The organism is Neobacillus sp. K501 (assembly GCF_053749995.1).
The window spans coordinates 135,606-152,681 of record NZ_JBSLYA010000008.1 but is presented as its reverse complement, the minus strand read 5'-3'; the positions used below and the strand labels follow the sequence as shown (position 1 = coordinate 152,681).

Genomic DNA, 17,076 nt, shown 5'->3' with positions numbered 1-17,076 from the left:
GGATATAAAAGAGCTTACCCATCGAGTAAGCTCAACTTCCGGTATAAATACTGTCACATACTCCTGCTTTAGGTTCATAATAACAATGCTGTTTAAATTGCCCAGATTGAGGTTGACCATACCATGTTGGAGGGCATGGAGCATATGGATTAAAATACCACAGGGAATATTTTGATGGGTGGTCCCTCCAATAATCCAAATTTTGTTTTGCTAATCTTTTCTCTGCTGTTCTCGCTCTTTGATAAAAAACATTCCCTTTTTGAACAGCTTCAAAAGAATAATTTCCACCTTGTACTTGATATATGACCTGTGGAATTGTTCTTAAACCTTTAAAGTCTGAACAATTTGCTTTTAGCCGATTAACAATTACATTTCCAACCATCAACATTCCTAATTTTCCTTCACCTTCGGCCTCTGCTCTCATCATTCTTGCCATCAAGTCAACGTCCGAATCACGATAATTTACTCTTGGCATATTCTCACCCCAAAATATAGTATGAAAAACAGCCAAAATTAATGTCTTTGTTTAGAAAAAAGAATGCCTAGTTTTAAAGCTCTTTACATAAATACATCTATTTGTATTGTATAATTTTAAAAAATACCATTTAAATAAGGGGAAATTATGATGCTATTATCGAACAAAAATATTTATCATTTGAAGCCATTTTCAACATCACCGCCACCACCGTTTACTCAATCTGCCAAGTCAGCAGTGAATGAGCTTAAACTAAGTACAGATTAAGAATCTGAACAATAATATTAACTGTTGCTCAGATTCAAAGGAGTAGACAATGAAATCAAAAATTCAGTTCCTCTTATCTATGATCATCTTTGGTACTATTGGCGTATTTGTCCGATTTATTGATTTAACTTCGAGTGAAATCGCCCTTCTACGTGGTTTCATTGGCAGTTTATTTTTAATGGGATTCATGTTTATCGCCAAGAAAAAAATTTCATGGAGGAGCGTTAAAGTAAATGCTCTTTTTCTTTTGTTTTCAGGTATGGCATTGGCTGGAAATTGGATTTTCTTTTTCCAAGCTTACAAGCATACGACCATTTCAAACGCAGCTTTAAGTTATTATTTCGCACCTGTGTTTGTCCTGATCCTTTCCCCTCTTGTACTAAAGGAAAAATTATCGACAAAGAAAATAATTTGTATTGTTGCAGCCATGATAGGTATGGTCCTAATTGTTGGTAATGGTGGTTTAAATACGACTGGATTAGGTGATTTAATTGGGATTGGTTATGGATTAATGGCAGCAGCATTCTACGCAGCATTAATGCTATTAAATAAATTTATCCATAACATGGATGGACTAGAAAGCACCATCATTCAGCTTGGAACTGCAACAATAATTCTCATGCCCTATGTTTTCGTTACTGAAGGATTCGGTATTTTCCAAGTTTCAAGTTCTTCAATCCCCTTTATTTTCATCTTAGGAATTGTCCACACAGGAATTGGATTCTTGTTATTCTTCTCAGGAATGCAAAAAATAAAGGCTCAGAGCAGCGCTGCATTAAGTTATGCAGACCCAATCACGTCATTATTGATTTCTGAACTTATTTTGCAAGAACAAATGACGTTAGTTCAACTACTTGGTGGTGTATTCGTTTTAGGGTCAACGTTTGTTAGCGAGAATCAATCTATCAAATTTCCAAAACCTATACTGAAAAAAACGAGCTAAATGTGAAAAAATCAGTGGGAAGCAATTTGTTCCCTCTGATTTTTTGCTTTATAATGCACGATTTAATCGTAAAACTCCATATGAGGCTTTTCCCTTTTATAATATTCCAGCCTATCTCGTAACGTACCAGTATGAAATTCAAACTTGTGACCATCGGGGTCTGTAAAATATATAGACTTTTTATCTTCGATATCTCTTGGCCTTCCTGGGAGAATATTTACATTCATTTCCTTTAGTTTTTTGTAATTATGGTCAAATTCAGTTTCATTAATTGAAAAAGCAATATGAGTGTATGATTGGTTAATTTCATTACGTGGAATACCTTTTTCTTCATTAAGAGCAAGCCAGATTCCTTGTAAGTCAAAATAGGCCGTGCTCCTTCCTTTCACTAGCAACTTGCCATCAAACACTTTCTTATAAAATTCAATCGAATTCTCTAAATCTGACACTGAAAATAAAAAATGATTAAGACCCTTTATGGACATAGTACCACCTCAAAAGTTTTCTTTTTTCCATTATCATCTCTTCTTTCTTACTAAACAATGTTGCAAATATACTAGACTTTTATAATCTCATTCTGACTTTTTACCTATCAACGTTTCATCCAAATATACGGTATGATAAAAAAACACCTTTCCTCCCTCTAAAATTGAAAATATAACTATCAAAGCACATATTTTTTCTAAATAACGTAAAAATAATAGAAAATAACTATGAGGTGTATTCATGAAAAAGTTGCTTTTTTGTTTAATTATTACGATAATTTTCAACTCAACGAATATCATTCCCCATCAAATTACCAATACAATATTCGCTCAACAGAAACCGATCCCTCCCTATGCTAAATGGGGCACTTTAGCAATGAAGGAAACGAAAGAGAAATATCCAAATGCAGAAATAGTTGACTATCTTCATATTGGAAGAGAAAGTGGGCCTCAAACCTCAATTGAAAAATTTAAATTATGGTTAAAAGGGCAACAAAAAGAATTTGGTGTTTTTGTGGATATAGAATTTAACAACAAAACCGAACAGGTAATTAAAATAACCTTTCAGGAAACCGATCGTTAGTATCATAAAATTTAACTTTTGCTTATCACTGGATTAATAAAAATACGCTTCTACTAGTTGTAGAAACGCATGGTATTTGGTTCATTCATTTTTAAATGATAACCCGTTTTCTACTAATGAAGCTCTAAGGATGGGTAGGGATGCTGGCCCGATGCCGTGAAGTTTCAAAATTTCTTTTTCACTGAACGAGGAAAGTTGTTGTATTGTGGTGATTCCTTGGTGTGTTAATGCTCTTCTTGCCGGTGATGAGAGTTTAGAAAGAAATCCACTTTCTGGCTTCCTCTCTTGCTCACACATTGGACAAGTGGGACAATCTGAACTTTTATAATATTTGTGACCTTTACTGCAAATACGCAACTCTTTAGACCCTTTCATTTATCGCACCACACGTTCCGTAATGTTAATCTTTTATTAATTCACTAAGTTCTTCTGTCATTTTCGCTACTAATTCAGGTCTTCCATGAAACTGAGCTGGAGTATTTTGAAACAGTTTAATACTCCATTTCCCTTCCACTTTCACTACCACAAGAGTGTGATGTGTGTTAGCATTTGGATTAATTTCTGTTTTTTGAGGCGGTACCATTCCAGCAATAGCACGTAACAAAGCAATGTCAGGGCTTAGAAAGTGTACTTCCTTAACTTTTTTAATAAACCTCGCCGTTGGATGATCTTCAAAGATTGGGTGAAGATGTCTAAAAATATCTTCCTTACCAATAGATTGACTCCCATCAAAACCTATGCTTTCTCCATCCTCTGTAAACACTTCAGCCATATCACGAGCATTGCGATTATTCCATGCCTCTATAAGTTGGTGATAAACGGCTTGTACTTCAAGCAATTGATCCATCCTGTTTCATTCCTTTATGTCGAAATTAGATATACCCTTAATATTAGTTTACCTGAGGTAAACGAATAATAAACTCCGTCCCCTTACCCTCTTCACTGTGTACTTGTATTTCACCTTTGAAGGAACGAACAATTTGGAACGTCACCATCATTCCAAGTCCTGTCCCACTTTCCTTTAAGGTATAATACGGAGACCCAAGTCTATCCATTTGTGTTTTGGTCATACCAATCCCTTGGTCTTTAAAGTTAATCTCTATAAAACCATTATTGGTTTGAGTGCACGTAATCCAAACCGTACCACCATTTGGCATAGACTCGATTGCATTTTTCAAAATATTAATAAATGACTGGTTCAATTTTTGGGGATTAGCGTAAATCCAACAGTTAGCCAGAATTTCGGTCTTTATTTCAACATGATGATTTAATGCATAACTTTGAATGATATTTACCACTCGTTGTAATTGATAACCTACATTCATTCTTTCATTATTATTAATAGCGGGTTTTCCAACTGCTAAAAAGTCATTAATGATCGCATTAGCACGATCTATTTCCTCAATAGATAATTGGATATATTCTTTCTTTTTATCAGGTAAATCAGGATCATCAAGTAGCTGTAAAAAACCTCGAGTCACTTGCATCGGATTTCGAATTTCATGGGCAAATACACTGGTTAACTCACTAATAACTCGAAATTTTTCCGTATTTTGCATCTCTATGCGCATCTGATGGATCTCTCTGATTGTTTCAATTAATAGCGTAAAGGACCAAGTAATGACCAATACAAACACTAGATGTATCAATTGAACTTTTAAAGATTCTAGGTTAAATCCTCTTAGAATACCAAACAAAACAATACCGGTCACACAGTAGTAAAATGCTAGTCCGACAGCAATTTTAACTCGTATTTCTTTTTTCGACTGCGCAAATGATTTTTGAAAAAATAGGATAACAGGGAGCGATAATAATAGGACGAAAAAGGTATTATAGAATCCAATACTGATTCCATTAGAAATTCGATAAAAAATAATTAAGGCAGATAAGAAAATGCCTGGCCAATATCCACCATATAGCGTTCCTAATAATAGTGGTATTATTCTTAGCTCCAAACGTGCATTTTGACCGAAGCTTACTGGAAAAGACATGCAAAATATTATGGATATCCCCCATAATAAGGACATGATTATATTTCGATGTTTATCGCTCCTAATCCTTTCGGTGATAAACGTAAAGTAAATAAATATCGGAATTACCATACTCGTTAACTGCAGCAAAAAATCCTTGATTATATTCATCGTCTTAACCTTTTCTGTTGTTCATCAGAAATCAGTATTATAAGAACAATAATGTTCACTATGATGTTTACTGGTTCCAACCAAACCACATTTACATATTAAAAATATTAGATATTTTATTTAAAAGTAAACCTTATTTAGCGAATATTCAAGTTTAATACAACTAAAATAAAAGAAAATGAACTCATTGTCTAATAAGTGGCATTGGTTTTTATGATTTCGCCCTTTTTCTTTTCAATATATAAAAAATGATCGCAACGATAATTTGAAGGAAAGGAATGAATCTTGCCCAAGGAAATGGTGGATAACCACTGAAAAACCAAGCAGCAGGATATAGTAAAAGGGCACTTAACAGCATCCATCCCCAAGAACGCTTAATCAAGGCATAGATAAAAGTAATGACAGATACTATTAGTAAAGGATAGAACAAACCTAATGAACCTAACAATAGACCCATAAATTCTTCCAATACGTATCCACTCCCAATTAAATGATTTTTTGTATTTTGAAATAGTACGTATGAAAAAAAGCCCAAGAGAAAGCTTTTTCCTGGACCCCTTCAAATTCTTATATCGCCCAATCACCTTTTCGGAAAATCGGAACAACTGTACCATCTTGTTTGATGCCATCAATATCCATTTCTTTTGAGCCAATCATGAAATCCACGTGAACCGTTGATACATTTAAACCATGTCTTTCTAGTTCCTCTTCCGTCATTTTTGTTCCGCCTTCAAGATTTGTTGGATAAGCAGAACCGATTGCCAGGTGATTTGATGCATTTTCATCAAATAGGGTATTAAAGAACGTAATACCTGATTGTGAAATGGGTGATGGATCTGGTACTAACGCAACCTCCCCAAGACCTGTTCCACCCTCATTATCAAATACAAGCTTCTTCATAATCTCATCCCCCGTTTTTGCAGAGATGTCGACAATTTTTCCATCTTTAAAATGAACTTCAATTCCTTCAATCAATGTACCCGCGTAGCTTAATGGCTTTGTACTGCGAACAACGCCATCCATACGGCGTGTGTCTGGAGCTGTATAAACCTCTTCAGTTGGCATGTTCGCCATAAACTTTTCACCTTTAGGATTAAGACTCCCTGCACTATCCCAAATATGATACTTTGGCAAACCAAGCTTGAAGTCTGTTCCAGGGGCGATAAAGTGAAGGGAATCAAACTGAAGTTCATTTAATTTAGCTGCCTTCTCATTCAATTTTTTTGTATGTTCATCCCAGGCTGCAATTGGATCATCCTCATACACTCGGCATGTTTTAAAAATTTGATCCCAAAGTGCATCCACCTGCTCCTCAGCAGTAGCAAGATTTGAGAAAACTTTTGCGGCCCAACCTGCCCCCGCCGCAGCGGCAACCGTCCATTTCAAATCATTGTTTTGAGTGGCGATTCGCTGTACTTTAAAAGCTTTACCAGCTTTATTCTGATATGCTGAGATTTTACCAGAATCCACCCCACTTAATAAGCCTGGATCACTAGAGACAATGGATAGACGGCAAACCTTATGATGTAACACATGGTCGTCAGATTCTAGAATTTCATACTCCGGGATATCCGTTAATACTTCTTCAGGCTGGTGTAAATAGTGCTGTTTGGTAATTTCATCGTCAGACCATTTAACAATGACCTTTTCAGCACCTAATGCATATGCCTCTTTTGTTACAAGTCGTGCAAGTGGAGCCTGATCAACCGTAATCGTCATTTTTACCCAATCTCCTGGTTGTACATTAAGCCCCTTTGCAACCAAAAGCGTCGCATATTTCTGTAAATTCGCCTCAAAATTAGGAAGAACCATTTTATTACCTCCAATAAATTATGTATATTTTCATTCTATCAATAATTCAGGAAAAGTACTAATGCACAATTTTTAGTATTGATATACTATTTCCTTCAAGCACGTGAACCCTATTATTTTTCCACTTGTTAACGCTGTTTTTCAATTTAAACAAACAATGTAATTAAGAAAAAGACATTGAACAAATGTCTTTTTCTTAATTACATTAGATCTTAAGCTTTATTATGAAGGGCGTACCTCTTTATTTGTGAGAACTTGTAATGCCTTTCTTACATCCGAGGCAAACCGAATTGGATTGTCAATTTTTTCAAAATGAATATACATTAATCTAGGATTATCAAATAACCAATGGTTATGAAAAGCTGTCACAATAATATTATGTTCACGGAGCCTGCTAATAAATGGATTGAGTTCTTCCTCCAAAATGACTGTTTCTCCACTACAAAGCGCTCGACCATCTGAGGCTAAAGATTCAAAGGCAAACATTTGAGGAATTGACAGAAACGATCTTCCAGTTCTTCCTAAAACACGGGGCTTAATATTTGTCCGAGATTTCATGACAATACAGGCTCCATTTTCAAAAGAATGCATCTCGCCATCTAGAATTTGGTTGAATTTCTCACAAAGTTCTTCTGCTTGTCTATTTCCACGATTACGCCCATTTTGAGTACCCCCCACATTTCTGGTGGTCAATACAGCTAAGGCTTCCCTTACTTTTCTTGCAAAATTTAACGGCTTATCAATGGATTCAAAATGAATATACATCAAACGCGGGTCATCAAACAACCAATGATTATGAAGAGCTGTAACAATAATCCTATTTTCACGCAAAATAGTGATAAATGGATTTATCTCTTCTTGAAGAATAACTGTTTCTCCAAGACATAAAGCTCCTCCTTCCCTATCTAGTTCTTCAAAAGAAAATGCCTGTGGAACAAACATAAATGATTCAGCTCTTCGACCTAAAACCCTAGGATGAAGGTTTGTCCGAGATCGAGTCGCAGTACAAACACCGTTAATGACTGCTGGTGTAGCATTTAATATGCGGGCAAATTCCTGACACAGTTGACTTGGCTGCATATCGTTCATATCACGCATAGATAATCATCTCCTGACCATTAAAATCTTTCGTAATATAATATTTATAAATTCGAAATTAGACAGGGCTTCTCAGGTATTTATTAAAAAAGGACACTTAAGGTCTTTATATCGTTCAATTATCATGAAAAAATGAGACACTTGTCCATTTCATAATTTTTAAATTACCATATAATTTTCTAATCTTATAAAAACTCACTTGATCAATTTGATAGATTATTATTTTAGACTAATTTATTTGTCAGTAAGGAGGAATATGGAATGGCAGATGGTATCACAGATAGTCATAATCAAGACTCTTCAGAACTTGAAGTCCCTATGACAAGTACCAATGAGTTAGAAACGAACATCATTAATCGTGATAATAATTTAATAGAAGAAATAGCTTCACTTACGGCAATCCTTGATAATAACAATAAAGAAATAGAAGAGTTTCAAAAGCAAATATTTGAGATGAGAAAAAAATAGAAAGCGACGAAACATTAATTGAAGAGTTAAGCAGCCTGATAGCGAAGCAAGAGAAACAGCTTATTAAGCTGAAAGAAGAACTAGCCGATAAACAACAAGTCATCAACTCATTTGCTGTAATTCTAGAAATTAGCAAGAAAGATATGGAATTCCTTCAAAAACAAATAGATGAATTAAAAGCTAAACCTATTAATGAAAATGAAGAAACATTGATTGTAGATTCCAGTGAAAAAATTGCTATGGTAACAGAGGAAGTTTCTATATTTACCAACAATCAAGACTAAAGAGGAAAAAGCGTTGCAGAAAGCAGAGCGGAAAGCTAAAAAAGAGGCTAAAACGATTGCTGAAGGAGAACCCAACAGCGAATGAGGAAAAATTAGCGATACTATTAGGGATAGACAGTTCAAAACTAAACGAATTTCGAAAAGAATTAGATATTTAATATAAAGAAGCGATACTCTGCTTCATTATTTATTAGCATTATTAAAGGGCTACTAAGAGCCCTTTTTATTATTTATTAAAAAAGTCTGTAACTCCATTAAATCATCGATAACCATATCAGCCTGAGAAAGTTCCTCTTCTCGGGCAAAATCAAAATTACAGCCAATGGAAACTAAACCGTTTTCCTTTGCAGCGTTGATATCGGATAATCGATCACCTACAACAGCTCCATTGGTAATATTGTATTTTTTAATAATAGAATGTACTAAATCCGATTTATTAAGTGTTTCGATTTGTTGGATACTAAAGGTTTCTGTAACCCACTGATTTAAATGATAGTAACTCACAATAGCATTTAAGTAGTCAGATAATCCATTACTAGCTATGTAAATCGAGTAATTATTCTCTTTTAAATAGGTGAATATTTCCTTTACATTCGGATACAAAGCCCCTTTACCATTTTTAATATTTTCTATTAATCTTTTTAGAAAATATGCATCCATTTGTTGTCTTACTTCATTGGAATGATTCGGTAACAAAGTCTCCCAAACTTTTGGCAGGGGTACACCCATAATTTCACGATATTTTTCAATAGGTGTATCCATATCCCATTTATTTTGTATTCGTAAAAAATTAAAAGCATCTTCAAGTGATATTTCTAAAATCTTGTCTGTTTGAAAAAGTGTGCCATCCATATCAAAGATTATTGATTGAGACATTCTCCTACTCCTTTCAATCGACTTCCTTAAGAAGGAATGAGTACCTCTTCTCGTTACCCTTAGAATCTATTGGTTTCTATTCCGCAAAATATAATTATTACATATATAGTAATACTCAGTAAATATTAATCCCTTATTTTAATTTTCAGATAAAAATAGCCACATCTGTGTCAATTTGTGGGCGAATATCATAAAATGTATTCTTCCCAGATAAAAGGAGGTATTCGCATGAGTTCAGGACATAATGTTGGTCTAGGTTTTACGATTATTATCATATTGTTCATCCTCTTAATCATTGTTGGATGCTTGTTGTAAAGATTAAAGATGTTTGGAAGCTTTTCTAAAAAGTGACTTTTATGAAAAAAATGCCAGGAAATCACTTCCTGGCATTTTTACTTCATTTCGAAATGATCCGCTCCAACTTTATTCAATAAAAAATCGGATTCCGTTTTCGCATATAGATACAGCCTATGCATCGGTCTCGTCATAGCCACATACAACAATTTAATATCTAACTCTTCTTCTGAGTATGCTTCTTCCAAGGTAAGGATCAGGACGGCATCAAATTCCAATCCCTTTGAAAGATGCGATGGTAAAATGACAACACTGCCCTTTTTCATATCTTCTTTTTCTTCTAAGAGTTGGATTGGGAGATTGCTATTTTTGAGCATATTGTATATCCTCAGGCACTCTTTATCCGTTCTTCCAATAATTGCAATCGAGTTCAGGTCTTCCTTTTTGAGTAATTGAATATCATCCTCAAGAATCTCTCTTACCTGCAATAAATTGTTCGAGTCAATTTTTGTAAAACGCGGTTTGTTTCCATGGCGAATGACAGGCTCTACTATTGGCAAGTCCTTGTCCATAATTGAAAGGATGTCATTGGCTAACTGCATAATCTCAACCGTCGTTCGATAACTCTTCTGCAAAGCCTGATAATTCGCATTCGGAAAAATTTCCTTCACCAATGGTTCCCAACTATTTAGACCACGATAAGAATGAATCCCTTGGGCTAAATCACCCACAATCGTAAATAAATCAGTTTCAAAACCTTCTTTGAGTGCAGCAAATTGGAAATAACTATAATCCTGGGCCTCATCTATAAAGATGCTTTTCATTTTATATGGTTCTTCGATTCCCTCCAGCTTTGCCTTCATATAAAATAACGGAGCGAGATCCTCTAGTTCCAACACATTTTTCGCAAACATCTTTTTACAATAGTTACTTAACTTCCTGCATTCAATCTCAGACAAAGTATTAGAGTATTTTTGTAATAGCTCCGTTGAAGACATCAATTCCCTATAGAGAGTAAAAATATCTCTTTTCTCAAAAGAATCCATATACTTTTTTACCGCAACCTTGGACTCCTGCTCCACTGTCTTGATTCTATTTTCTTTTGTTTCCATGACGTAGACGACTTTTTCCCGTCTTTTTTCATCATTCAACCTTGTGCTATAAAGAGCCTTCTCTAAGGCCTCGTCATATTTCTTATTGAGTTTAGAAAGAATGATGTTCTTTTTTAGTCGTAGATCATTAGCTAGTAAATTTTTTATTTTATCCAGCCGTTTATATAGAGGTAAATATTGAAATTCTTTTAAAAATAGTCGGTTGATATTTTTCCCCTTCATTAGACGGGATTTTTCGATAATAAAATCCTCGGATGGGGCTAAGCTTAATTCAATATCTTTCAGATAGTTATCTATTAATGCTTTGAATTCCAGGGAACCTTTATAACTAGAAACCCATTGAATCCAATTTGCTTTTTCGTGTCCTTTTATGAGAGCCATTAATTTTGAATTCGAAGATAATAGTTTTATTTTCTTGCTTAAACAGCTTCTCATGAATTCAACATAGGTGGTTTGTTTGATTTTGTTAACACCTAAATCTGGGAGAACCGCGGATATATAATCGATAAACAATCGGTTAGGCGCAAGAATCATTAATTTTTCTGGAGGAAAGCGATATCCAGACGAATATAGGAAATAAGAAATTCGATGGAGCGCGATCGTGGTTTTCCCACTTCCAGCTGCTCCTTGAACGATGATGGGGTGTTTCAGAGAGGCTCGAATTACTTCGTTTTGCTCATTTTGGATGGTCGCGACAATTTCCGTTAAGCGATTGTCAGCTTTACCAGCTAAGGATTTCTGAAGAAGTTCATCATGTGTGGTCAAATCAATATCGCGAATATCTTTAAGAAATCCATCCTCAATTTCATACTGTCTTTTCAAGGATAAGTATCCACTTTGCGTTTCACCATAGGCTTCGTAGGTTACATCACCTAAACGGCCATCATAATAAACATTTGCAATCGGCGAACGCCAATCAACAATTATTGGAATCTGATTGACTCGGTCAAACAGCGAAGCCTTCCCAATATATAGGATTTCTTCTTCCGTATCACCAGTGCTAGTAAAGTTTATCCTCGAAAAGTAAGGTTTGCCGATGACGCTTGCTAACCTTTCCAATTCTGATTCGGCCAATTCCAAATATTGAGCATTGGTCAATAGGGTCATATAGCTTAAACTACTTTCTGACGTATCTAGATCAGCAAAAGCTTCCTTTAAATTTTCAACAAACTGCTCTTTATTCCCTTTCGCCATTTCTAAAACACTTTTAATATATTCCTTCGTAAACTCTAAACGCTCCACTTCTTCTTGGGAATCTTTATGATCAAGAACGGACTTTTCTTTTTTCTGACCCATAGTTTCAACCGTCACCTCCAAAATGAATTTCGTAATTATGTACATGCAACACACAAAAAGAAACATCTACAACACTTTGCAGATGCCTTCTTTACAATGGAGCTATATTTTACCATTTGACAATCATAATTACAACTTCCTATTTTGTAAAAATCCTATTGGAAGATAGGTGACGATAAATACTATAAATGCAGCCATCTCAAGATTAATGTAGTACATCACCCCGCTGCCGAAAAACGATAATATTGTTGTTGATTCGGAAGGATTTGCTAAAAAGAAAAAATTTGTGTCTAACCAGATATTTATGAGAAAAACTGGAACGGCAATCATGTTCACAGTAATGAAGCTTCTGAAAACCGCTTTCCGGGGAATCCTGTAACCTTCAAAAAGGATAAAATACAAGACTGCTAAGGGAATGGCGGAATGATGCAGAAAGTATTTCAGGAAACGAAAATGAGGAAATTGGTAGACGATATCAGGTGTAACCATACTCAATATCGGCGGAAGGAGTCCAATGAAATATAATAAATGAAATACTCTTGGACTTTTTTTCAAGAATAAGAACAAGGAAAGGAACGTGCTGAGGGAACAAAGCTGCAATGGGAGATCATCTACTTCCCATTGATGGGTTAGGATTAACCACATATGGAAAGAAATTTCACAAACAAGCAAAGTAATGAATAATGTCCATTTTATGAAAGGCTGGTAGGGTTTAAGATTGTTTCTGAAATACACCATTATAAAAAATGCAGCTATGAAAAGTATGAAGGCAATTATGTGCGGCATCGATAAAAAGCTGAAATCCTGCATTCCATTAACAGAAAACATGATGTCAACACCTCTTTTCATGGATGTTTTCAGACCTTTCCGTTAGCAAATACGTTACATTAAGGTTGTCGAAATCAGTTCATGAAAGTTAGAGTGTAATGATACTATGTATATATGATTTTTCGATAAAAACAATGTGTTTTATTTAAAAAGAGGTTTAGCCGATTTTTCTCGAGGCTATACCTCTTTTTCCTAATTTATACTACCCTTTCATCACCATGGATAATTGTTCCCATTTTAATCGATCTTCACTATTTGGATCATTAATTATTTTACTTTCAGTATCAAAAATCATGGTGGTACGTTTAGTTAGTTCATAACCAGGCCATTCTGGAAGGCTATCTGAATTGGGATGACCATTGCGGGCAAAGTTGATCCATCTCTGGTGCATTTGATCTGCTATCTGTTGGCGCTCTGGAGAAGATCCCGTAAAGTTTTCTGTATTAGGCGTTCTTAAGGTGTTAAAAACAAATGGAATCTCTAACGCGTGCGTCGATTTTAATGCCCCACCAAACACTTGTGTCTCCCAATCAAAGCGGTACATCCAAACAGGCGTACCCTGATTCACCTGCAACTCAGCCAGTTTTTGTGCAGGATTCGTAAAGATTGTATCTGTAAGCAATTTATTAAAAAGGTCTTGATTAAGCCCCCCAGGGATAAACTTTGAAATAACCTGCACAAAAGGTCCAAATGTTTTTTCAAATAACACTGTAACCTTTGCCTCATCTGCATTCTTCCATTCAGGGTCAAACACACTGAAAATATTGTATTCATCTTTGTTTGTTCCAATTAGAATGGAGACATCCTTAGCTGATCCAGCTGCGATCGCATCTTGTGGATGCTTCGGCAGTGATACTCCATCGATAACAGGTCCTAAGCTCATTGGTGGAACAAGATCCGCCACTTGAATTAACTGCTCCACTGGCAATTCCGCTAATTTGGATAGATTAGTAGGTTCGACTTGTAAAGCAGCTAATAGATGTCCGGTAACTTTAGTAGCGGTTTCCGAAGAATGAACATTAGCTGCCGCACCACTTTGTAAAATAGCTTTATGGAAAAGGCCCTGTGCAGATGGAAATCCTAGCAAGACTCCAATGCTCATTGCACCTGCTGATTCTCCAAAGACCGTTACATTGTTCGGATCACCACCAAACGCAGCAATATTTTCCTGCACCCATTGCAAAGCAGCTACCTGATCAAGAATACCGCAGTTACCAGAAGTGGCATATTCTTCTCCACCGATTTCACCAAGGTGCAAAAAGCCTAATATCCCGAGGCGGTAATTAATCGTTACTACAACAACATCACCTTGTGCAGCAAAGGACGCTCCGTCATACCAACTGCTCGAACCTGATCCAGATACAAAGGCGCCGCCGTGAATCCAAACCATAACAGGACGTTTTTTTCCATCAGTTGCAGGTGACCAGACATTCAAGTACAGACAATCCTCATTCATATTCGAGATATCATTTCCAAAAAACTCCATGATTTCTTTTTGTGTTTGTGGGGCTACAGGAGAAAAAGAAGTTGCCTGTCGAACACCTTTCCATGAATCTGGCCGCTCTGGAGCACGGAATCGAAGTGCCCCAACTGGTGGCTTCGCATATGGAATCCCTTTCCATGAAAAGACACCATCGACTTGTTCTCCCTGCAATTTACCGTAAACGCTTTCAACAATCGTTTTTGACATTAAGATCCCTCTCAATCTATAAATATACTTTCATAAAAGTAAGTCTATGTAGCTATTTAATTGTATTCGAGAAGACCACAGCGTTTTCCTGTTTTTTACAAGGTGGGAATCATCAAACATTTCAAAGAAATCTGTTTTTCCCCTTTAAACTGAAGATAACTAGAACACTAGATTTCTAGCTTTTCCATAGGTTTGAGCAGATGAAAACCAATATTTACTTCCATGGCAGTTGTTATTAACCGCTGTTCTACATTCTCCGTTTCAAAATAAATGGGAGGGTTATGAAAAGAACCATAGTGTATGGGAATTAAATGTTTTGCCTCTAAAATACATGCAGCTGAAACTGCCTGTTCAGGGGTCATGCAAATGGGCTGTTTACTATGAATCATGCCTGGTTCATTTACTACAGCACCATTTATAGGGAGAAACGCCGCATCAATGGGACCATATTTTTCTTTCATCTCCCACCAATATCCATGCCATAATGTGTCTCCACAATGGATGATTTTATGAACATGATCCTTTACAATCCAAGACACCTGATTATCACCTAATCCGTCTACTGAATGGGTGGCAGTAACTGATATTTCACCGAGATGATAAACTTCATCAACTGACATTCCCTTAACGTTTGTTAATCCCCGATCCTTAACAATCTTTTCTACTCCTTTAGGCACTAGTACAGGAATATCCGAGCCGAAATTTCTAATGATATAGTCAGAATCAAAATGATCTGAATGCAGGTGTGTAATCAAAATGGTGTCAGCTGTACCTATCTCTTCCATAGGTGATAAGGGATGGATTGACATTCCAAAGAAGTTTACATCCGGGCTCTTATATACGGGATCAATTAGAATACAATTATTAGTGGTTTCAACCCGAACTCCTGCCCAATTTAATCGCTGTAAGATCAATTTAACCTCTCCTCACTTTAGTGTTCCTCTTGTGAAATATGGAGAATCTGATAAATGACTCCATCCATCTCTTTTATAAGGCTTGGGTCGTTCAAAAAGTAAAACACTTCATACTGCCATTTTTCTGGATTATATAGGACGAGATATTCTGTACCCTCCATCATTGGAAGGTCTTTTTCTATTTTCTCCGATAAATTATTAAGACTTTCTTGTGGTACAATCTCCCGTGCTATTCGGAATAGATAGTTATATTCTTTTATAGGAAATGTGGTGGAGTTGATTAGCTGGATACCAATATTTACTCGTTGCCACCCAAAGGAATTTAAAATATTGTCATAAAACCCTTTAAAGAGGAACTTATTCAGTCCATTAGTGTCTTTCCAAAGATATAAAGGAGAATAACTATTTTGTAGATTACGGTTAATTCCTTTTTCTGTAATCAGATATAATTTAAATTTAAGGTCATCAAATCCATCTGTCTTAAAACCATTATTTCTTACTCTTTCTCTGATAATATTCATATCATAATCATTTGGTAATGTAATCTTGTATTGGGTAGCAATCATATTCTGATCTCCTCCTTAAGGTTTTTCAAAAAATTAAAATCATCTCCCCTATTCCAAAGAATTTCTACTTTAGTAACAAATTTTCATTTGCTTGCAGGAATTTAATCGTAACACCAAGCTCCTCTGCTCTTATTTGTAGTCTCTCCTCTACATCCTTTGCTTCACAATAATAGGGAGGATTATCAAAGGTTCCGTAATGAATAGGCACTAAAAATTCTGCATTTAAAAGGTATGCGGCTTCTACTGCTTCCTCTGGGGTCAAGCATGCTGGCAAACTACTCTGTCTCTTTAAACCATTAACATCCAGAATCGGCCCGTTTACGGGTAAGCACGCTGCATGTATCGGTCCATATTGTTGTTCCATTTTCCACCAATATCCATGCCATTGAGTATCTCCGCAGTGTACGACTGTATGGTCTCCATCACTGATAATCCATGAAACTTGTGGACTACCATAGCCATCGACTGAAAAGGAGGCGTAAATCTTTAGATTGTTGATGATAAACTCTTCGTTTGGACTCACGCCCACCACGTTCTTAAACCCTAGTTTTTTAGCAAAATCTGTATTTTCCACAGGAATGTAAATGGGAATAAGATCACCAAAATTGTCTAAAATAGATTGATAGTCAAAATGATCAGGATGGAAATGAGTGACCAATACAGCATGAGGAAGTTTAATGGTACTCAAGGAAGCCAATGGTTCCAAAGGTTCCCCTAATCTTGCAGCAAGTGCTCGGTCCTGACCTTTTATTGGACCTGCTAAAGGATCGACCAGTATAGACGATTCTTTTGCTTCAATGTACACTGTAGCCCAGGACAATTTCTTTACTTTCATGAGAAAACCCCCAATATAAATTCTTCAATAAAATTACCAATATTTCCAATTAGTAACATCTTACTCCATTAAGTATTTTTTTGCAACTTACTTTTAAAAAAATACTTAA

20 protein-coding genes are annotated in these 17,076 nt (G+C 35.8%); 5 read left to right on the top strand and 15 right to left on the bottom strand.

Annotated features, from left to right (window positions below):
* Positions 1 to 31 precede the first annotated feature (31 nt).
* A complete protein-coding gene (locus ACWM35_RS18090; RefSeq protein ID WP_454820248.1) occupies positions 32 to 475 on the bottom strand; it encodes a cell wall hydrolase in 444 nt (147 codons plus the stop codon).
* Positions 476 to 791: 316 nt separating this feature from the next.
* Between ACWM35_RS18090 and ACWM35_RS18085 the strand changes: the two genes are divergently transcribed.
* Positions 792 to 1,685 (top strand): DMT family transporter, encoded by an 894-nt coding sequence (locus ACWM35_RS18085; protein WP_454820247.1) that lies wholly within the window; start codon positions 792 to 794, stop codon positions 1,683 to 1,685.
* 62 nt (positions 1,686 to 1,747) lie between these two features.
* Here the strand turns inward: ACWM35_RS18085 and fosM are convergent, their stop codons facing one another.
* Positions 1,748 to 2,170, bottom strand: a complete 423-nt coding sequence (fosM, locus tag ACWM35_RS18080) for a FosM family fosfomycin resistance protein (protein ID WP_454820246.1) — start codon at positions 2,168 to 2,170, stop codon at positions 1,748 to 1,750.
* 241 nt (positions 2,171 to 2,411) lie between these two features.
* On the opposite strand from fosM, the gene ACWM35_RS18075 reads away from it, so the two are divergent.
* Positions 2,412 to 2,753, top strand: coding sequence for a YqzG/YhdC family protein (locus ACWM35_RS18075; protein WP_454820245.1), 342 nt, complete (start codon positions 2,412 to 2,414; stop codon positions 2,751 to 2,753).
* A gap of 81 nt (positions 2,754 to 2,834) precedes the next feature.
* Here ACWM35_RS18075 and ACWM35_RS18070 read toward each other — a convergent pair whose 3' ends face one another.
* The 6 genes from ACWM35_RS18070 to ACWM35_RS18045 all read right to left on the bottom strand — a co-directional run bounded on the left by ACWM35_RS18070 (position 2,835) and on the right by ACWM35_RS18045 (position 7,804).
* Complete coding sequence (locus ACWM35_RS18070; RefSeq protein ID WP_454820244.1) at positions 2,835 to 3,128, bottom strand: RNA polymerase alpha subunit C-terminal domain-containing protein; 294 nt, start codon at positions 3,126 to 3,128, stop codon at positions 2,835 to 2,837.
* Between the two features lie 25 nt (positions 3,129 to 3,153).
* Positions 3,154 to 3,600 carry an SgcJ/EcaC family oxidoreductase gene (locus ACWM35_RS18065; protein ID WP_454820243.1) on the bottom strand — a complete coding sequence of 149 codons (447 nt, stop codon included), beginning with the start codon at positions 3,598 to 3,600 and terminating at the stop codon, positions 3,154 to 3,156.
* Positions 3,601 to 3,643: 43 nt separating this feature from the next.
* Positions 3,644 to 4,894 carry an ATP-binding protein gene (locus ACWM35_RS18060; protein ID WP_454820242.1) on the bottom strand — a complete coding sequence of 417 codons (1,251 nt, stop codon included), beginning with the start codon at positions 4,892 to 4,894 and terminating at the stop codon, positions 3,644 to 3,646.
* Between the two features lie 211 nt (positions 4,895 to 5,105).
* Complete coding sequence (locus ACWM35_RS18055; protein ID WP_454820241.1) at positions 5,106 to 5,363, bottom strand: hypothetical protein; 258 nt, start codon at positions 5,361 to 5,363, stop codon at positions 5,106 to 5,108.
* A gap of 98 nt (positions 5,364 to 5,461) precedes the next feature.
* Positions 5,462 to 6,706: an aminopeptidase gene (locus ACWM35_RS18050; RefSeq protein WP_454820240.1), complete on the bottom strand. Its 1,245-nt coding sequence runs from the start codon at positions 6,704 to 6,706 to the stop codon at positions 5,462 to 5,464.
* Positions 6,707 to 6,928: 222 nt separating this feature from the next.
* Positions 6,929 to 7,804: a DUF1259 domain-containing protein gene (locus ACWM35_RS18045; RefSeq protein WP_454820239.1), complete on the bottom strand. Its 876-nt coding sequence runs from the start codon at positions 7,802 to 7,804 to the stop codon at positions 6,929 to 6,931.
* Between the two features lie 261 nt (positions 7,805 to 8,065).
* On the opposite strand from ACWM35_RS18045, the gene ACWM35_RS18040 reads away from it, so the two are divergent.
* A complete protein-coding gene (locus ACWM35_RS18040; RefSeq protein WP_454820238.1) occupies positions 8,066 to 8,272 on the top strand; it encodes a hypothetical protein in 207 nt (68 codons plus the stop codon).
* A 143-nt stretch (positions 8,273 to 8,415) separates the two neighbouring features.
* Positions 8,416 to 8,556, top strand: a complete 141-nt coding sequence (locus tag ACWM35_RS18035; RefSeq protein ID WP_454820237.1) for a hypothetical protein — start codon at positions 8,416 to 8,418, stop codon at positions 8,554 to 8,556.
* A 210-nt stretch (positions 8,557 to 8,766) separates the two neighbouring features.
* On the opposite strand, the gene ACWM35_RS18030 is transcribed toward ACWM35_RS18035, so the two are convergent.
* Entirely contained in the window at positions 8,767 to 9,432 is a 666-nt protein-coding gene (locus ACWM35_RS18030) for an HAD hydrolase-like protein (protein ID WP_454820236.1), read from the bottom strand.
* A gap of 195 nt (positions 9,433 to 9,627) precedes the next feature.
* On the opposite strand from ACWM35_RS18030, the gene ACWM35_RS18025 reads away from it, so the two are divergent.
* On the top strand, positions 9,628 to 9,747 hold the full coding sequence (locus ACWM35_RS18025; RefSeq protein WP_454820235.1) for a YjcZ family sporulation protein: 120 nt from the start codon (positions 9,628 to 9,630) through the stop codon (positions 9,745 to 9,747).
* A 77-nt stretch (positions 9,748 to 9,824) separates the two neighbouring features.
* Here the strand turns inward: ACWM35_RS18025 and helD are convergent, their stop codons facing one another.
* From helD to ACWM35_RS17995, 6 genes are all read right to left on the bottom strand, one after another.
* Complete coding sequence (gene helD, locus ACWM35_RS18020) at positions 9,825 to 12,134, bottom strand: RNA polymerase recycling motor HelD (protein WP_454820234.1); 2,310 nt, start codon at positions 12,132 to 12,134, stop codon at positions 9,825 to 9,827.
* Positions 12,135 to 12,263: 129 nt separating this feature from the next.
* Positions 12,264 to 12,962: a YwaF family protein gene (locus ACWM35_RS18015; protein WP_454820233.1), complete on the bottom strand. Its 699-nt coding sequence runs from the start codon at positions 12,960 to 12,962 to the stop codon at positions 12,264 to 12,266.
* A gap of 202 nt (positions 12,963 to 13,164) precedes the next feature.
* A complete protein-coding gene (locus ACWM35_RS18010; RefSeq protein ID WP_454820232.1) occupies positions 13,165 to 14,652 on the bottom strand; it encodes a carboxylesterase/lipase family protein in 1,488 nt (495 codons plus the stop codon).
* A gap of 167 nt (positions 14,653 to 14,819) precedes the next feature.
* On the bottom strand, positions 14,820 to 15,566 hold the full coding sequence (locus ACWM35_RS18005; protein ID WP_454820231.1) for an MBL fold metallo-hydrolase: 747 nt from the start codon (positions 15,564 to 15,566) through the stop codon (positions 14,820 to 14,822).
* 17 nt (positions 15,567 to 15,583) lie between these two features.
* Positions 15,584 to 16,132 (bottom strand): DUF4865 family protein, encoded by a 549-nt coding sequence (locus ACWM35_RS18000; RefSeq protein ID WP_454820230.1) that lies wholly within the window; start codon positions 16,130 to 16,132, stop codon positions 15,584 to 15,586.
* A gap of 64 nt (positions 16,133 to 16,196) precedes the next feature.
* The gene (locus ACWM35_RS17995) at positions 16,197 to 16,967 is read right to left on the bottom strand and encodes an MBL fold metallo-hydrolase (RefSeq protein WP_454820229.1); all 771 of its coding nucleotides are present in this window, start codon (positions 16,965 to 16,967) and stop codon (positions 16,197 to 16,199) included.
* Positions 16,968 to 17,076: the final 109 nt, after the last annotated feature.